20 protein-coding genes are annotated in these 18091 nt (G+C 32.9%); 10 read left to right on the plus strand and 10 right to left on the minus strand.

Annotated features, from left to right (window positions below; genetic code table 11):
- Positions 1-60: 60 nt before the first annotated feature.
- The gene (locus HM986_RS00135) at positions 61-714 is read right to left on the minus strand and encodes a DUF4331 family protein (RefSeq protein WP_179333061.1); all 654 of its coding nucleotides are present in this window, start codon (positions 712-714) and stop codon (positions 61-63) included.
- Positions 715-858: 144 nt separating this feature from the next.
- Between HM986_RS00135 and HM986_RS00140 the strand changes: the two genes are divergently transcribed.
- Together HM986_RS00140 and HM986_RS00145 are read left to right on the plus strand one after the other, a co-directional pair.
- On the plus strand, positions 859-2034 hold the full coding sequence (locus tag HM986_RS00140) for an LETM1-related biofilm-associated protein (RefSeq protein ID WP_179333062.1): 1176 nt from the start codon (positions 859-861) through the stop codon (positions 2032-2034).
- A gap of 34 nt (positions 2035-2068) precedes the next feature.
- Positions 2069-2629: a hypothetical protein gene (locus HM986_RS00145; RefSeq protein WP_179333063.1), complete on the plus strand. Its 561-nt coding sequence runs from the start codon at positions 2069-2071 to the stop codon at positions 2627-2629.
- A gap of 54 nt (positions 2630-2683) precedes the next feature.
- Here HM986_RS00145 and HM986_RS00150 read toward each other — a convergent pair whose 3' ends face one another.
- The 6 genes from HM986_RS00150 to HM986_RS00175 are packed head-to-tail and all read right to left on the minus strand — an operon-like array spanning position 2684 to position 6563.
- A complete protein-coding gene (locus HM986_RS00150) occupies positions 2684-3439 on the minus strand; it encodes a LytR/AlgR family response regulator transcription factor (RefSeq protein ID WP_179333064.1) in 756 nt (251 codons plus the stop codon).
- Positions 3440-3465: 26 nt separating this feature from the next.
- Positions 3466-3792 carry a 2TM domain-containing protein gene (locus HM986_RS00155; RefSeq protein ID WP_179333065.1) on the minus strand — a complete coding sequence of 109 codons (327 nt, stop codon included), beginning with the start codon at positions 3790-3792 and terminating at the stop codon, positions 3466-3468.
- The gene (locus tag HM986_RS00160; protein ID WP_179333066.1) at positions 3792-4130 is read right to left on the minus strand and encodes a 2TM domain-containing protein; all 339 of its coding nucleotides are present in this window, start codon (positions 4128-4130) and stop codon (positions 3792-3794) included. The genes HM986_RS00155 and HM986_RS00160 overlap by 1 nt, the downstream gene beginning before the upstream one ends.
- Before the next feature lie 12 nt (positions 4131-4142).
- Positions 4143-5489 carry a histidine kinase gene (locus HM986_RS00165; RefSeq protein WP_317167336.1) on the minus strand — a complete coding sequence of 449 codons (1347 nt, stop codon included), beginning with the start codon at positions 5487-5489 and terminating at the stop codon, positions 4143-4145.
- Between the two features lie 6 nt (positions 5490-5495).
- Positions 5496-6122, minus strand: coding sequence for a tetratricopeptide repeat protein (locus tag HM986_RS00170; RefSeq protein WP_179333068.1), 627 nt, complete (start codon positions 6120-6122; stop codon positions 5496-5498).
- Between the two features lie 18 nt (positions 6123-6140).
- Complete coding sequence (locus HM986_RS00175; RefSeq protein ID WP_179333069.1) at positions 6141-6563, minus strand: DUF2141 domain-containing protein; 423 nt, start codon at positions 6561-6563, stop codon at positions 6141-6143.
- Positions 6564-6744: 181 nt separating this feature from the next.
- On the opposite strand from HM986_RS00175, the gene HM986_RS00180 reads away from it, so the two are divergent.
- The 4 genes from HM986_RS00180 (at position 6745) to HM986_RS00195 (ending at position 10566) form a co-directional block, all read left to right on the plus strand.
- Entirely contained in the window at positions 6745-8556 is a 1812-nt protein-coding gene (locus HM986_RS00180; RefSeq protein WP_179333070.1) for a serine hydrolase, read from the plus strand.
- A 205-nt stretch (positions 8557-8761) separates the two neighbouring features.
- Entirely contained in the window at positions 8762-9364 is a 603-nt protein-coding gene (locus HM986_RS00185; protein WP_179333071.1) for a TetR/AcrR family transcriptional regulator, read from the plus strand.
- A 60-nt stretch (positions 9365-9424) separates the two neighbouring features.
- Positions 9425-9826, plus strand: coding sequence for a MauE/DoxX family redox-associated membrane protein (locus HM986_RS00190; RefSeq protein ID WP_179333072.1), 402 nt, complete (start codon positions 9425-9427; stop codon positions 9824-9826).
- 5 nt (positions 9827-9831) lie between these two features.
- The gene (locus HM986_RS00195) at positions 9832-10566 is read left to right on the plus strand and encodes an SDR family oxidoreductase (RefSeq protein WP_179333073.1); all 735 of its coding nucleotides are present in this window, start codon (positions 9832-9834) and stop codon (positions 10564-10566) included.
- A gap of 181 nt (positions 10567-10747) precedes the next feature.
- Here HM986_RS00195 and HM986_RS00200 read toward each other — a convergent pair whose 3' ends face one another.
- Positions 10748-11167 (minus strand): nucleoside-diphosphate kinase, encoded by a 420-nt coding sequence (locus HM986_RS00200; protein ID WP_179333074.1) that lies wholly within the window; start codon positions 11165-11167, stop codon positions 10748-10750.
- 88 nt (positions 11168-11255) lie between these two features.
- On the minus strand, positions 11256-12305 hold the full coding sequence (locus HM986_RS00205; RefSeq protein ID WP_179333075.1) for an alkaline phosphatase D family protein: 1050 nt from the start codon (positions 12303-12305) through the stop codon (positions 11256-11258).
- Between the two features lie 170 nt (positions 12306-12475).
- Here HM986_RS00205 and HM986_RS00210 point away from each other — a divergent pair, with 170 nt between their 5' ends.
- The 3 genes from HM986_RS00210 to HM986_RS00220 are packed head-to-tail and all read left to right on the plus strand — an operon-like array spanning position 12476 to position 15276.
- Positions 12476-13495 carry a DHH family phosphoesterase gene (locus HM986_RS00210; protein ID WP_179333076.1) on the plus strand — a complete coding sequence of 340 codons (1020 nt, stop codon included), beginning with the start codon at positions 12476-12478 and terminating at the stop codon, positions 13493-13495.
- Positions 13496-13529: 34 nt separating this feature from the next.
- Positions 13530-14063 carry a gliding motility-associated peptidyl-prolyl isomerase GldI gene (gldI, locus tag HM986_RS00215; protein WP_179333077.1) on the plus strand — a complete coding sequence of 178 codons (534 nt, stop codon included), beginning with the start codon at positions 13530-13532 and terminating at the stop codon, positions 14061-14063.
- Entirely contained in the window at positions 14056-15276 is a 1221-nt protein-coding gene (locus HM986_RS00220; protein WP_179333078.1) for a peptidylprolyl isomerase, read from the plus strand. Before gldI ends, HM986_RS00220 begins: the two co-directional genes overlap by 8 nt.
- A gap of 121 nt (positions 15277-15397) precedes the next feature.
- Here the strand turns inward: HM986_RS00220 and HM986_RS00225 are convergent, their stop codons facing one another.
- On the minus strand, positions 15398-16861 hold the full coding sequence (locus tag HM986_RS00225; protein WP_179333079.1) for an aminoacyl-histidine dipeptidase: 1464 nt from the start codon (positions 16859-16861) through the stop codon (positions 15398-15400).
- 144 nt (positions 16862-17005) lie between these two features.
- Between HM986_RS00225 and HM986_RS00230 the strand changes: the two genes are divergently transcribed.
- A complete protein-coding gene (locus HM986_RS00230; protein WP_179333080.1) occupies positions 17006-18073 on the plus strand; it encodes a DUF3810 domain-containing protein in 1068 nt (355 codons plus the stop codon).
- The last annotated feature ends 18 nt before the right edge of the window (positions 18074-18091 follow it).

The following is an 18091-nucleotide window of genomic DNA, read 5'->3' on the forward strand; positions in this document are numbered from 1 at the left end:
ATTTCACACATTTTTTTAGATGAAAACAGTAAGGCATCAAAATGAGTTCTTACTTTTTAATTATTGTTTCCTTTTAGATTCTACCCAAGTATTAATTGTACCAGTTCCTCCAATCATAGATTTAGGCACTTCAACAACTACAGATAACACATTAGATCCTGCAAACGTATCGTCACCAGGACTCGCAAATCCAGTAGCATCTCCTGCTATAATTTCTGTGTACTTGTTAAAATCGAAAAAGAAAGGATCATCTCTTGGTCCTGCAAATAATTTCATTCCTGCAAACTCTTCAACTATTGCTGTCTCACCATATGCCGTAATATCTACAATACCTGCATTAGCTGATGTTGATACAATTGTACTGTTTAAACCTGTTGATGTTGGTGCTGTTGGCCCAAAGAAATACATCTTACCATCTCTTGGGGTCGCTTGGATAACTAAATCTTCTACATTATCCCCATCAGTGTCAATATTAAACTCTAATAATACACGTTCATCAAATGAAGCTGATGCCGTATTACCAGGAGTTAATAACCCTTGTACGTTGGCAACCAATACTAAATTAGATGTATTCTCTCCTCTAAAGGCATAAAAGTCTGTGATATCACTTGTACCACCCTGTACAGCAGGAGCATCGATATGATCCGCTGCAATAGCAACGAATGTTCCAATTCCTAAAATTGCCGCTGCGATTAAAATTTTTGTTTTTTTCATAATTTCTGAGATTTTGTTAGTTTTATTGTCTCTGCTCTACCTACGAAAAAATATAAATAGTGGTTTTGTTAAAATTTTGTTAATGAAATAAATTGATGATTTCTCGGCATAAAAATTTAACTTTGACCTTTCAAATTTTACGTTATGAATCCATCAGCTAATGGCTGGATAAAAAAATTACTTAATCTTGTTTCTGAAACTGTGTATTCTCAAACAGATACGGAGGTGTTTTATATTAATTTAAAGCGCGCCGGATTTATATATGGTAGTAATATTAAAGTGGTTTTAGATATTGTTAAACCCTTTGAACTTAGTGAAGAGGAACGTTGTAAGATTAATTTACTTCTTACCTTCTATTACATTTATAATAAAGAAAATTCTAAGGAACAATTTACCGAGAGTCTTATAAAATATTACAAGTCTATAACCGACCAAAAGCGTTCATTTTTTGAAGATTTGTTTAGTGATAAATCTCCAGATAGTTTGTTAGAAAAGATCATTCATAAACGTATACATATTGATGATAATTTTATTTCGAAAAGTTTTAATTATTTTTTAATCAATGCTCTTTTGTTTGTTGATGCTTTAGGATATCAGCGTTTTCTTAAGGATGAGCATAAGATTAAAGATTACGTTGAAAACCTTGAATCTGCGTTAGAGACTATTGTGTTCTCCGTTATTGAAAATAAGACCGTAAAATCTGAGTATGATGAAAACCTTATTAAGTTATTTGAAAGTTCTATTCGCTATAAAAATGCTGAACTTTTAACGTATACTGATGCTATTTCCATTATAAATGAACCTTTAGAAAAGCTCTATGTTATTGACTTAGTTTGTATGGCATCGTGGACTGATAAAATTATAGACCGGGACGAACAAGATTTTTTAAATCAATTAAAATCAGATTTAAGCGTTGAACATACCGTTATTGTAAAATCTGTAAATGATATCAACCTTTTTTATAATGAACATAAAGAAGAGGTTGCATTTTTAAGTTCTAAAAATCTAGCCCAAAGTTTTTATGACAATAGTACAAAAGTCGTTTCAAAACTAATAAAACGTAACAGTAAGCGTTTAATCAAAGAATTATCAGAAAGTAAAGAAGCACTATACCTCCTAACGCAATCTACACAACGGAATCTTACGGACGAGGAACAAAAGAAAATTCAAACACAACTTATTGATATTTTTAAATCAATACCAAGTTTGGCTATTTTTATGTTGCCTGGTGGTATGTTACTTTTACCCTTATTTATTAAGTTTATTCCTAAATTATTACCTTCAGCATTTGATGATAACCGAATAGATGATAAGGATTGAGTTAGCGATGAACTAACCTAAAACACTTCAACTCATGAAGCACATTATATTGTTTATAATTGTCCTATTATTTGCGAATTGTACTGAAAAACAACCTACAAAATCAGAGCAAATAAAAGCTTATTACAATGGCTATAAAAATGCAAAATACGAACACATTAAAGACGTAATAGCTGACAGCCTTACAACTGTTTATGGTGACTACACCAGCACATTCACTCCTGAGCGTTACTATGAACAATTTAAATGGGATTCCATTTTTAAGCCCGTTTATGAATTAGTAGCTATACACCAAATTGACGATCAAATTATTGCTACAGTTACTAAACGTTCTTTAAAACTTCAGTTTTTAAATAATAACCCGATGACTTGTAGATATCAGTTTGAATTTACATCAGGAAACATTTCAAGAATAGAAGAGCTCGATTGTAATGATGCCAATTGGAAAGCCTGGAAAGAAGGAGTGGACATTTTAGTTAATTGGGTTAAAATAAACCATCCTGAATTAGATGGATTTATTCATAATTTAAGTATGCAAGGCGCTATTGATTATTTGAAAGCCATTGAATTGTATAATAACCGTGAGGTTAATTAAAATAACTATACCCCCTCAAACCATAGGCACCATAGTAGTCATTATACCGATATTTTACTCTAACCAATTTTTAAAGTCTTTAACACGCTCTCTCGCAACAATAATATCGTGATCATTAAAACGGTTGAGCTTTATTTGTAATCGTGAATTGGTATAACTCACCATATCTTTAATAGCGTTAATATTCACATAAAATTTTCTGCTTACTCTGAAGAATATATCAGGTTCTAATTCGGCTTCTAACTCATCTAAAGTAGCATCTAAAAGATAATTTCGACCTTCGGATGTGTAGGCATACGTTCCTTTATTCTCACTGTATATACATTCAATGTCTTCAATATTTATGAGCTTAAGGTGCTGACCAACTTTTACTGAAAACCGTTTTTTGTATTCGCGCTCAATTGGATTAACAAGAAGATTTTTAATGTCATTAAAGTCTAGCGTTACCGATTGTTTTTGAGGTAATCTCCCCTTATATTTTTCTACTGCCGTTTGTAAATCTTCATCATCAATAGGTTTTAATAGGTAATCGATACTATTTAATTTAAAGGCTTTTAAGGCATATTCATCATAGGCTGTTGTAAAAATGACCGCAGACTTTATTTCAATAGCTTCAAAGATCTCAAAAGACAACCCATCACTTAATTGAATATCTAAAAAAATTAAATCAGGATGCTCGTTATTTTTAAACCATTCAATAGATTCTTCAACAGAATGCAACATTGTTTCTGCATCAATGTCTAAAACTTTTAACATACGTTGTAAACGTCTTGCAGATGGTTTTTCGTCTTCTATTATAATTACATTCATTGCTATTTATTTTGGTAGATTGACACTTATTCGTAACGATTGACTTCTTCAGACTCTTGCTCCATAAACGCTTTAATCTTGCGTTCTTCCCAATTTTTCCCAAATAGTAAACCTGGAAGAAACACAGAACCTGCATGCGCTAATACACCAATTCCCCATAATGAAAATGTGATAAAGTTACGCCATTGAAAATAGCTTTCGCCATCACTTAAATTTTCAATATTTATAAAAACAAAAATGAGATTAACAATAATATAAATGGTTAAATGTGTATAAAACCCTTTGAGTTGTTTTACTCTTTTTGCTGCAAATTTATAACGCTCTTTTTGCAAAAAATCATTAGTGTTGTTCATTATTCCCAGTGTTTATTCTCTTTATCCATTAGCTCTTTAATCTTGCGTTCTTCCCAGTTGTCTCCTAAAAAAAAACGAGGCCCAAAAACTCCCACAAAATGAAAAGCTAGTCCTATTCCCCAAAAAAATGCGGTTGAGAATGTTCCGAAACTAAAAAACTTAACACCATTTGAAGTTATCAAAATGATTAGGAATACATTCACAATCACATAAGACGCTAAGTGCCAATAAAAGCCTACTATTGCTTTTACTCTTTTTTTTGCTCTTAAATAAGCTTCTTCTTTTTCCCAAGCACTTTGAATATTACTATTCTCGAAGGGTTCTATATTATTTTCCATGATATTAAAAAATTAATTCCAACGTTGTTCTTCCTCTTCTCGCATAAACTTTTCAATTTTACGTTTTTCCCATCCATTACCTAAAACTCCATCATTAACATAAACTTTATAAGCATGAAATGCTAAGCCCATCCCCCAACCTAACATTGGAAACCAAAACCATTGGATTGTATGTGGTGTATAACGAAACCAAATAAAAATTAAAAATGGTATCACAAGGCAGTAAGAGATTAAACTATAATAAAATTCTTTCATCTCTTCAACACGCTTACGTGCTCTAATATATCTATCGTCAAATTGTGTTTTAGGTTCTATTGTTCTCATAATTGATACTTGTTTTGTGAGCATCGGGATTGCCACTGTAAAATCCTTTTCTCGTTGATTGATGTGTACTTTTTTATTTGAAAGTATTTGGTAACGTTGCTTTATATTTTCTAAACCAACTCCACTACTTTTCTTTACGATTTGTTTGGGTTGAAGATTATTCATCACCACTAAATAATTGTCGTCTTCATATATTTTAACATGCAACGGTTTACTCGATGTTACCATATTATGCTTTACAGCATTTTCTAAAAGTAATTGTAAGGACAACGGCACAACTTTACTTTCTGGATTTGATGCTTTATCTGGTATTTCAAAAATGATACTATCTTCAAATCGCATTTTTAAAAGCGACATATAAGTTCTTGCAAAATTCAACTCTTCATCAACCGTTACTAATTCTTTACTTTTTTGTTCTAAAACATAACGATAAACTTTAGATAGTGAGGTGGTAAATTTTTGTGCATTTACTGGGTTTTCTTCAATTAAGCTAGTTAAAACATTTAAACTGTTGAATAAAAAATGCGGATCTAACTGATTCTTAAGCGCATCAAACTTGGCACTTGCCGTACCAGCAATCACTTTTTGCTCTTTAATTTTATTTTTTTGATATCTATTATAGAAATAAACAAAATGAAAAACCGTAACAATGCTTAATGTAATCCAAACCCCAAACGAATAGGCTTTCCATGATTCTTTTTGTATAAATACACCAAAGTTAACATCATAGTAAAACACAGACGTTCCTGCTCGTAAAAGAAAAAGACCAACTAAGGTAATTAAGGTACTCCCAATGATGCCGAAAACTATGCGCTTTACATAATCTCCCTTTGCCCAGGTTCGCTTTTCCATATAATCAAAAAACGCCATGTTAGAATACCCTAAAACAAAGGCATATAATTGATAAAACCCAAACTGAATAGCAAAGTCATTAAATGAGTCATAATTAAAACCATCAGATAAAAGGTTCCCAATTACAAATACCACACATCCAATAGCGAATGTTAAACTAATTTTTTTTAATGACTTCATAATAATTTATTAGGCTTTACAATCCTTTGCTACGGCTTTTGCGCGTTCTTTTCCCCAATTAGGATGTAGTGAACTCTCTGGCTTAAAGGTATTAAAAAGTTCAATGGATGCATCAATCTCTTTACAATAAGGAGCCGTGTCTTTACCAAAATATTTAGCACTTCCCATTGCCCATTCTGCTTTTCCTAATGCTGCTCTTGGATTTGTAGGATCAATAGTTGTTGCTTTTTCATACAACTCAGCGATTTTGGCACCATATTTCATTCCATACGTCATGCCATCAAAAGCCACCCAATTAGTAAACACTTGTGCCTGCATTACAAGTAATTCTGTATTGCTTTCACTTTTTAGCATGGCTTTATCTAAATGTTTTTGTGCTTTGTCTAATTGTGCTTTTAAAACTGTAGCGTCCTTTTCTGTCCAGCTTTTTAGGCTATTAATCTGAGCGATATAATAATTTGGTAGCCATTCTTTAGGTTCTGCTTTAGCAATACGCTCAAATATATTTTCGGCTTCATCGGTTTTGTTAGCTTGCCATAGCTCAAAAGCTTTGGTCATGCCGTTTTCAAAATTGGTTTGTGCCTGTGTCAGTCCTATAATAAATAGGAAAACAATTAAGATTAGATTTTTACTCATGGTCAATTATTTTTTTGGTTATAGTTTTATTTTTATGGTCTTATTTGCTTTCAACTCAAATTTAGCATCGCTCCATTGTGGTGGTCCCATAAAGCCTTTCGCATTATTAGAGCAGCCATAATCTTCATTAGGAATGCCGAAAAAATTAGTGTCAAATTTTCCATTATCATTTTCATCATGAAAAACAGAAACCGCATAAATACCTTCAGGAATATCATCAAAAGTTACCGTACAAGATTTATTTTTTATGTTATTCATTGTACCTTTATAAGTAGTCTCTAAAAATCCTATTTCAGAATTATAAAGTGCTATAAACATTTTGCCATTATTGCTATCTGCTTCAACGACGTTAACTGTAACGGTATAATTTGCTTGTGCTTCTAATTGAAAGCTTATAAGACTAATCAGAAAAATACTGGCTATTTTTATTAGTGAATTCATCGTCTATGATTTTGTTTGACACAAATATCTAACACAAGCATTGGTTTATAAAACTGAAATAACTGAAATGTTATTTTTTAATGACGAATTGTAAACTTTCAAAAATTATCCTAAAAAACAGTAACTTACATATGCATTTGCATACTAATAGGCTACCATCACGCTTAAAAACCAACTAAAAATGAAAAATCGATTACTTATTATAGCGTTAACACTAGTTTCTACTCTAATATTTTCTCAGACAGACAAACGTCTTAAAGGCATAGAAAAGCAATTTAATGCCGTTTTGGAAAGCACAAAAGCGCCAGGGTTTGCTGTAGCTATAGTAGAAGGAGACAAAATTATTTATGCCAAAGGTTTTGGTTATGCCGATTATGAAAATAAAATCCCTGCAGATGCCAACACGCTTTTTGCCATAGGCTCTAGCACTAAGGCATTCACATCTGCCCTTTTAGGATTACATCGTGAAGTCGACAAATTAACATTTGATGATCGTCCTAGAAAACACATTCCAGAATTAGAATTTTTTAATGACGATATGGACAAAAACATTCTCATAAAGGATCTAATGCGTCATAGCACAGGTTTACCAAGGCACGATGGTTCATGGTATTTTTTTCCAAGCCATAGCAAAGACAGCTTAATTGCTAAGATAAAATATCACGAACCTTTTACCGGAGTGCGCCAAAAATGGTATTATAACAATTTTGGCTTTTTGTTACAAGGTGTAATTACCGAAAGAATTACAGGTAAAACTTGGGAAGAAAATATTGAGAACAAATTCTTTAAACCCTTGGGAATGGATCGTTCTAAAACGACTATTGCAGGTATGAAATCGAGTTCTAATGCCGCTATAGGTTACGACTTAGATGCCGATAGAAATATAACCAAAATGGACTACTACGATATTGCGGGTATGTCTCCTGCAGGAAGTATTAACAGTAGCGCTTATGATATGAGTAAATGGTTAATAACTTGGATTAATGATGGAAAATATAGAGACAAGCAAATTATACCAAAAGATTATATAAAAGAAGCCATGAGCTCTCAGATGGTCGTCGCTGCAGGATTTCCTTCCAAAGAATTGCCAGATGCACAATTCGCTAATTATGGTTATGGTTGGTTTTTACATTCTTACAAAAGCCATTATATGGTAGAACATGGTGGTAACATAGATGGATTTTCTGCTAGCGTGGCTTTGTATCCATCTGATAGTTTAGGTATTGTGGTTTTATCCAATCAAAATGGTTCTCAGGTTCCTAAACTTATTAGAAATATTGCTGCAGATTGTATGCTAAAAGTTAATAAAACGGATTGGGTAGAAAAGCACAGAAACGATTTAGAAAAATCGTTAGAAGTCATGGAAGAAGCTAAAGACAATACAGAAACTTCTAATGTAAAAAACACAAAACCCTCACATACCAAATTAGACTACACTGGTACTTATGAGCAGAAAGGTTACGGTAAGTTTAAAATTATAATAGAAAATGACTCCCTATTTTCTGAACTAAACGAAGACAAACTGTATCTAAATCATTTTCATTATGACACCTTTGAGCTTCTTGAAGTTAAAAACGGAATAGTAGATACCGCAGCTATAGGTAATTCAATTAAAATTAACTTTAGCACTAATATTGCAGGTGATATCGATTATGGTCGAGTGGATATTGAAGCCTTAGTAGATCCTATAGCTTTTAAACGTACACCAAATATCATTGACATGGATGCTAAAGCCTTAGAGCAATATGTAGGTGATTTTGATTTAATGGGAACAGAAATAAAGGCCTATATTAAAGACGAAAACGTACTTTATGTGTTTGTACCAGGACAACCAGAATATGCCTTAATCCCTACAGCGATGCATAAATTTAATTTTAAAACGCTCGAAGGTTTTAAGATTGAGTTTTTAGAAAGTGATGACAAAAGTATTAATGAAGTCAAATTCATTCAGCCAAATGGTACGTTTGTTGCTAAACGAAAACTTAAAGATTAGCAACAGTAAGGGAGAAATAAACAAATCGATTTTAAACGTTCTCTTATTCTTAACGTTAAATTGGATAAGAGGACGTATTATACTAAGGAAAAACGTCGTTAATAATTTAATGCAATAGGCGTTAAATCAAAATGGATCTAAAACCAACAATAATATTTTATTTTACAAAAAACATACCGAGTAGACTTTTTTGTATATTTGTAATATGCAACAAGAATTAAAATCCGAAATCACGAAACAACATATTATACATGAAGCGTTTCATCTATTTTATAAAAATGGTTTTAAATCTACGAGCGTAAATGATGTAATGAAAGCTACAAAAATGACCAAAGGAGCATTTTATCATCATTACAAAAGCAAACACCAACTTGGATTAGAAGTCATTAAATTAAAAATTCAAAAACGGGTTTACGATGGTATGATCTTGCCCTTAAGTGAGTCTGGTAATGCCATGGAAATTTTAGAAAACACCTTTTTAAATAGAATTAAATCCTTCCCGCTTTACGATAAAGAGCATGGTTGCCCAATGAATAACTTTATCAATGAAATTGGAAATTATGAAATTAGTTATCAATTAGCCTTAAAAAATATCGTCGACAACTGGAAAGATGCACTCATTACACTTATTGAAAAAGGCAAAATCCAAAACGCTATAAAAAAGGAGGTTCCAAGTGAAGCTGTAGCCATTTATTTAATTAGTGCCTTTGAAGGTATTAGAGGACTGCGAAAGCTGTATGACAATGATGTGATTTTAGACCATTATATCTTTGGTTTATCCATTTATTTGAATAATTTAAAACTATAATTCACATAATAAAACACATACCAATTAGAATGTTTAAATACTAACTAAAAAATAAATATTATGAAATTAAATACTTTAGACAATAAAACTCTAGCCATACACCTACTACGAATTTCCTTTGGTATAAATTACTTTTTTCATGGTCTGGTAAGGATGCCAAATTTAGAAAAGTTTGTTACAGGCATGCAAAACACATTCAAAGACACCTTATTACCAGAAGTTTTAGTTACCCCTTTAGCCTATACGATTCCGTTTGCAGAAATGATTATTGGTATTCTATTACTATTAAATAAATTTACTAGAGAAACCCTAATAGCCACTTTTCTACTAATGAATATATTGGTCATAGGAAGTTCTTTTGCACAGAAATGGGATCTCGTGGGATTACAATCGACATATATTGGTTTTCTGTTTCTACTGCTCTATTTTATGAATGAACAACAAAACACAACAAAAAAATAAACCCTATGAAATTAAACAACAAAGTCATTATAGTCACAGGATCATCAAAAGGAATTGGACAAGAAATTGCTTTCCTTTTAGCAAAAAATGGTGCTAAAGTCATTGTCAACCATTCTAATAGTGAAAGTGAAGCAAATAAAACGGTAGAACAAATCACTCAAAATGGTGGCACGGCCCTAGCAATTAAGGCAGATGTTAGTCAAAAAGATGAAGTCATCAATCTATTTGACAAAACTATAGAAGCTTTTGGCAAAGTAGATGTCCTTATAAATAATGCCGGCATTATGTATAATAAATTTTTAAAGGATAACACTCAAGACGAATTCACGAAGCTCTTTGATGTTAATGTTAGAGGTATTTTTAATACACTTCAGGAAGCGGATAGCAAACTCGCGGATAACGGAATTATTATTAACTTTTCTTCGAGCACAGCCAAATTAATGTTTCCTAAGTACGCTTTATATTCTGCAACAAAAGCCGCTGTAGAGCAAATAACAAAAGTTTTCTCAAAAGAAATAGGAAGAGGTATTTCTGTGAACGCTATTGCTCCGGGCGCGACCGCGACAGAATTATTTTTAAACGGAAAATCACAAGAAACTATAGATAAATTGAGTTCAATGAACGCCTTTAACCGATTAGCAGAACCAATTGACATTGCTAAAGTGGTATTGTTCCTAGCTAGTGATGACTCAAAATGGATATCGGGTCAAGTAATCGGAGCAAATGGTGCTTTAGTATAGCCGAAAGCAAAATCAATATAATCTATTATCTATTTTTCCTACTTAAAAATCCCGATAGTTATCGGGATTTTGTTTAATTTTTAAGCACTGAAATAAGGTCACTACGCAACCTTTAAAATAATTTTAAATAAAAAAGACCATCCTTTCAGATGGTCTTTTCAATATTATATAATGTTTTAGCTTAAAACATATCTCTTCCTGCGAAATGGAAAGCACTTTCAATAGCTGCATTCTCATCGCTATCACTTCCATGAACTGCATTTTCACCAATAGAGGCTGCATATAATTTACGGATAGTACCTTCAGCTGCATCAGCAGGATTAGTTGCACCAATTAATGTTCTAAAATCTTCAACTGCGTTTTCTTTTTCTAAAACAGCTGCTACGATAGGACCACGAGTCATATATTCTACTAACTCTCCAAAAAATGGACGCTCGTTATGAATTGCGTAAAAATCCTCAGCATCTGCTGTAGTCATCTGTGTTAATTTCAATGCTACGATTCTAAATCCTGAAGCTGAAATTTTTTCTAATATTGCGCCAATGTGTCCTTTTTCAACAGCATCAGGCTTTAACATTGTAAATGTTCTGTTAGTCGCCATGTATTTTTTTTTATGGGTTACACCTTCGCTAAATATGCTTGGGCGAATTTGGGTGCAAAAGTAATATATTTTATGCAAAAAACAAGCATCAATACTTTTGCTTCAATTCATTTAGTTTCATATTATTTTCACCACGCATTTCCATTTCAATTTCTTTGGTTTCAAAATTAAAATGCAAAAGTCCAAAACTAATCTCAGCAACCACCTCACCTACTCTATAAGGATTAGGTTCTCCTGAAAATTTTGAATAAGCATGCGTTAATCCACTAGAGGTAAAATCTATTAACGGGTACTCTAAACCTTCTAATTCAGTACTAGAAAATTCAGAAATATGACGATCACCAGAAAGCAAAAGGACACCATTGGCCTCAGAGTCTACTACTAAAGTTTTTAAGCGATCAACCTCATGGGGAAAATTCCCCCAACTTTCAAAGCCATGCTCATACGATAGAAACTGAATGCTGCTTACAATGATATTAAAATCGGCTTCTGACATTTTTAATTCGTTTTCTAACCAACTCCATTGTGCTGTTCCAAGAACTGTACCTTCCCCATAAGCATTAGGTTGATAACGCTTGTTTGAGGAACCATCATTAGTTAGTTCTGTTCTAAAATAGCGCGTGTCTAAAATAATTATTTTAATACTTCCTTTCTCAAGATTTATAAGTTCAGAATGATAAACTCCGGCTCTATTTCTACGCGAATCTGTTTTAGAAACACCAATAAAATCCAAAAACTCTTGCTGACTTTCATTTTTCTTTGAAAATTCGACACCACCATCATTTAAACCATAATCGTGATCATCCCAAGTTCCTAATATTTTTGAAGAAGCTATTAATTTTTGATAACTTGTATCAGCCAATTGTTGGTTGTAATCAGCCTTTAATTTGGTCATATTATCCGTGTCAGAATACACATTATCACCTCCCCAAATCCACACTTTTGGTTGGTGTTCTAAAATAGGCTCCCAAAGTAAATTAGAGGTGTTTTGTTTATTACAAGAACCAAAAGCAATAGTGTAATCGGCCTTATTAATTTCAACCTCAGTAAGCTTTGCATCCTTTTTTTCCGAAGATTTACAGCCTAATAAAAACAATACTGAAACAGTACATAAAACAGGTAAGAGTTTATACGTCATAATAATATTTTACCCCAAAGATAATTCAAAATAATTCATCGGTATTTAAACGATTTGTTATTAAATTGTATCTTAGCACACTATGAAAAATACTTTATTTCTAGACTTATTAGTAATAAAATAAAAAAATTAAAAGCCCGAATTTTCAAAATTATTCGGAACGTCAAAGAATGATAAACGCACAAATTTCAGAATTAAAAAACTTACTCAAAACACCTAAAGATATTGTTATTGTCCCACATAGAAATCCAGATGGAGATGCTATGGGTTCGACTTTAGCATTGTATCATTATCTCAAACTATACAATCATAATGCAATCGTTATTGCACCAAATGATTATCCTGATTTTTTAAAATGGTTACCAGGAGATGATACCGTCTTAAAATTTGAAATGCAACAAGACGAATGCACAACACTCATTAATAATGCAGATCTTATTTTTACATTAGATTTTAATGCCTTTCATCGTGCAGGAAATCAAATGGCTGAAGTTTTAGAATCATCCACAGCGATTAAGATAATGATCGACCATCATCAGCAGCCAGACGATTACGCTAAATATACGTACTCGGATATAAGCATGTCTTCAACATGTGAAATGGTTTATAATTTTATTGAAATGCTTGGCGATGATGATAAAATAAATGCCATTATTGCCACATGTATTTATGTTGGAATAATGACAGATACAGGATCGTTCCGTTTTCCAGCAACGACAAGCCGAACCCATCAAGTAATTGGTAATTTAATTGACAAAGGAGCTGACAATTCTCAAATACACAATAATATATACGATACTAATAGTTATAGTCGTTTACAATTATTAGGTAGAGCTATGCAAAACCTTAAAGTCATGCCCGAATTAAGAACTGCTTATATGACCTTATCTCAGTCCGAATTAGATGAGTTTAACTATAAGAAAGGAGATACGGAAGGCTTTGTTAATTATGCTTTATCATTAAAAGATATTATTTTTGCTGCCATCTTTATAGAAAGTCAACAAGATCAGATTATAAAGATATCTCTACGAAGTAAAGGAGAATTTTCGGTGAACGAATTTTCGAGAGCGCATTTTAATGGAGGTGGACACACCAATGCCGCTGGAGGACGTAGCGATGATGATATGGCAACAACATTAAACAAATTTATTAGTATATTACCACAATATAAACAAGATTTAAACCAATGACCCCCTAAATTGGTACCGATTAAAATAATATAATATGAAAAACCTACTCATAGTCTCTACAGTAGTATTGCTGTGTTTTAGCTGTAAACCTCCTGAAGCACGCCTACCAGAATCCGTACAATCTGGCTCATTTTTAAAAGCCTCTGCAGAGCGTAATAAAAAGCTTAATGAGTTAGAGCAACAACAAATTCTAGATATTATTAAAAGTAACCCTGATAATAACTATATCGCTTCAGAAAGTGGCTTTTGGTACTATTACAATTCAAAAATTGAAATGGATACCATTCAACCTCAATTTGGTGATGTTGTTAATTTCACTTTCGATGTCTCTAATATTGAAGGAACTGAAATTTATGCAAACACTAATAAGACCTATATTATAGATAAAGAAGAATTGTTTACTGGTTTGCGTGAAGGCTTAAAACTTTTAAAACCTAGCGAAACAGCAACGTTTATTTTTCCATCCCAAAAAGCATTTGGATATTATGGAGATGAACATAAAATCGGAACCAATGTTCCACTAATTTGTGAAGTAACTTTAAACACTATAACCCAAAAAAATGATTAAACAAGCACTTACAGCATTCGTTGCACTATTAGTATTAGCAAATATTTCTTGCCAAGAACGTTATTCTGATTTAGAAGAGGGAATTTATGCCGAATTTGTAACCTCTAAAGATACTATGGTTGCTAAACTCTTTTTTGATAAAGCTCCTGTGACAGTCGCAAACTTCGTAGCCTTGGCAGAAGGAAATCATCCCTTAGTTAAAGACGAATTTAAAGGAAAGCCTTTCTATGATGGTTTAACGTTTCATCGTGTGATGAATAATTTTATGATTCAAGGAGGCGATCCAACAGCAACAGGTTCTGGTGATCCTGGCTATAAATTTGAAGACGAACTAGTATCAGAATATAAACATGATAAGCCAGGTGTATTATCTATGGCAAATGGAGGACCAAATTCTAATGGAAGTCAATTTTTTATCACTGAAAAAGTTACTCCATGGTTAGATGGTTATGATGAAAACGGTGTTTTAAGAGATTGTGGAAACCCTAGAGTTTCTTGCCACGCTGTTTTTGGTGAATTAGTAAAAGGATTAAACATTTTAGATACTATATCGAATGTAAAAGTGGCACCTAGAACTAACAAACCGCTCGAAGATGTCATTATTAAAAAACTAAATATTATTCGTATTGGTGCAGCTGCAAAGAAATTTGATGCACCTAAAGTATTTACAGAAGAACTTCCTAAAATTAAAGAAAGAGCTGCTGCAGCAAAACTTGAAGCTGTTGCAAAAGCAGAGGAAGCGAAAAAAGAGGCGAAAGCAAAAGCTGATTTATCAAAAACTGAATTCTTAAAAAAGAACGAAGAATTAAAAGGGCGTAAAATTGACTCACCAACAGGTATGGCAATGATTTTTACTCATGAAAGTAATGGGGTAACTCCTAAATCTACAGATCGTGTAAATATAGAATGTGCCGGTTATTTAGAAAACGGAGAGCTTTTTTGGACGACATGGAAAGAGGTCGCTGAAAAAAATGGCAAGTACGATGAGCGAACTGATAAAGCAGGTCGTTACACAACTTTTGATATGCCATACAATGAAACGGCTGGTTTAATTGCTGGTTTTAGAGAAGCTATGCTTCATATGAAAATTGGAGATAAAGCTAGAGTATTTATACCTTACTATTTAGGATATGGTGAAAGAGGAAACCCTCCTGTAATTCCACCAAGTGCTAATTTAATTTTTGACATTGAATTGGCAAGTATTAAGAAGTAAACAACACTAACAATAAGACCTAAAAAAAGCAGCTCTTCATAAATCTATGAACAGCTGCTTTTTCTTTTAAAATATAAGACCTGTCAAGTTTAAAAAACCTGACGGGTCTTTTTTATATAGATTAAGCTTTAGGAATGTTTTCTAAAACCTCTAAAACAAATTTCCAATACTTCTGAGCGGAAGAAATTTGAGCACGTTCATCTGGTGAGTGTGCTCCTTTTATATTTGGCCCAAAACTAATCATATCCATATCTGGATAGTTAGTTCCTAAAATCCCACATTCTAAACCTGCATGGCAAGCCGCTACATGAGGTTTCTCTCCATTATTTAAACGCTCATAAATAGGAACCATTACTTTTAATATGGCAGAATCCATATTTGGTGCCCAACCAGGATAATCACCAGAAAACTCTACTTCGCATCCTGTTAACTCAAAAACAGCACGCAATGTATTAGCTAAATCTAGTTTTGTACTTTCAACCGAACTACGTGTTAAACAACCTATTTTTATATGACCGTCTTTAACAATAACTCTAGCGATATTATTAGAAGTTTCTACCAAATCCTTAATGTCCGGACTCATACGATATACGCCATTCCAGGCAGCGTACAAAGCTCTTGTTAAGCCTTCTTGCACACCTAAATCCATTATATTCTCTGGAGTCTCTGTCTTAGAAACAATAATTTCTAAATCAGGTTCCATAGTTTTAAATTCAACTTTTAAAGTCTCTGAAAATTCTTTCATTTCTGCTTCAAAAGCTGCTTCATGTATCGCATCAATAACAACGATTGCATTACTTTCTCTTGGAATAGCATTTCGTAAACTTCCTCCATCTATTTCAGAAATACGAAGTCCGAAATTCTCAAAACCATCAAATAACAAACGGTTCATTAATTTATTTGCATTTCCTAAACCTTCATGAATTTGCATGCCTGAGTGACCACCTTGTAAACCTTTTACAGTAATAGTATATCCAATTTTAAACTCAGGTGTCTCTTCTTCGTCATACGTTCGTCTTGCCGTAACATCAACCCCTCCAGCACAACCAACTCCGATTTCATCGTCCTCTTCTGTATCTAAATTTAAAAGAATAGCTCCTTTCAGTAATCCTCCTTTTAAACCTTTTGCACCGGTCATTCCAGTTTCTTCATCAATTGTAAACAAAGCTTCTAATGCAGGATGCGCAATAGTATTACTTTCTAAAATGGCCATAATCGTCGCCACTCCTAATCCATTATCAGCACCAAGGGTAGTCCCTTTTGCTTTTACCCAATCTCCTTCAATATGCATCTCAATACCTTGTTCATCAAAATTAAAAACAGTATCGTTATTTTTTTGATGTACCATATCTAAATGCGACTGCATAACAATTGGCTTACGATCTTCCATACCTTTTGAGGCTGGTTTACGAATAATAACGTTACCGACTTCATCTTCTATTGTTTCCAAACCTAATTCTTTTCCGAAATCTTTCATAAATTGAATGACACGTTCCTCTTTTTTAGATGGGCGCGGTACAGCATTCAAATCTGCGAATTTATTCCATAGTTGTTTTGGCTCTAAGGCTCTTATTTCTGAACTCATAAATCTTATTTTTAGATTTACAAATTTACAAAATAAGGATAACTCTCTGTTTACATTCTACACATGTTTCTATACCTGCTTAAGACTTTTTACCTTTCCAACAAAAACGAGATATCAATCCCTTCTTTTCCTTATTTTTGAGTTATGCGCAAAAACAAAAAATTAATCCTTGTTATATTCTTTGGAGTTCAATTACTATTGCTATCTCAATTAAAGTATTATCCAGAATTTGTTGAGCAGTTTTATAGCAACGGGCTTTACGTATTTATCTCAAAAATAATGCGCTACACTTTTGGCTGGATTCCATTTTCAGTTGGAGATATTCTTTATACGTTAGCTACAATCTATCTTATTAGGTGGCTTATTGTAAACCGGAAACGGATTTTTAAAGACACCGTGAAATGGCTATTAGATGTCGGGGCAACGTTATCTATCGCATACTTTGCATTTCACCTCCTTTGGGCTTTTAACTACTACAGACAACCACTCTATAAATCACTTAATCTTGAAGCGGATTATAGCACTGAACAATTAGTTTTATTTACAGAACAATTGATTCACAAATCCAATACTTTACAGTTTCAATTAACAGGAAATGATACGGTAAAAGTAGAAATGCCTTATACAAAATCCGAAATTTTAAAAAAGGTCAAGGATGGCTACCAAACCCTTTCTGAAGTATATCCACATCTTGAATACCACCCAAAAAGTATTAAAAAGTCCATTTATAGTTTACCCTTAACTTATATGGGATTTTCGGGATATTTAAATCCATTTACAAATGAAGCACAGGTTAACGGATTAATTTCAACCTATAAATTTCCAACAACAGCCTGCCACGAAGCCGCACATCAACTAGGTTATGCCGCAGAAAATGAAGCAAACTTTATTGGTAGTTTAGCCGCTATTCATAATGATGATGTTTTTTTTAAATACTCGGGTTATACATTTGCGCTGCGGTATTGTTTGGCTGAACTATTTAAACGCGACCCAGAACATTACGGCAGTATAATTGTAACGGTTAATAAAGGTATCCTCAAAAATTATCAGGATGTTCGCGAATTTTGGGAAGCTTACGAAAACCCAATAGAACCTATTTTTGAAAAAACTTTTGACAGTTTCTTAAAAGCGAATAATCAATCCGCTGGTATGGAAAGTTATAGCTATGTCGTTGCGCTTTTGGTTAATTATTATGAAGAGCAACCATTATAACGACGTAAGTTATAGCTT

The organism is Winogradskyella costae (assembly GCF_013403865.1).
GTDB lineage: Bacteria > Bacteroidota > Bacteroidia > Flavobacteriales > Flavobacteriaceae > Winogradskyella > Winogradskyella costae.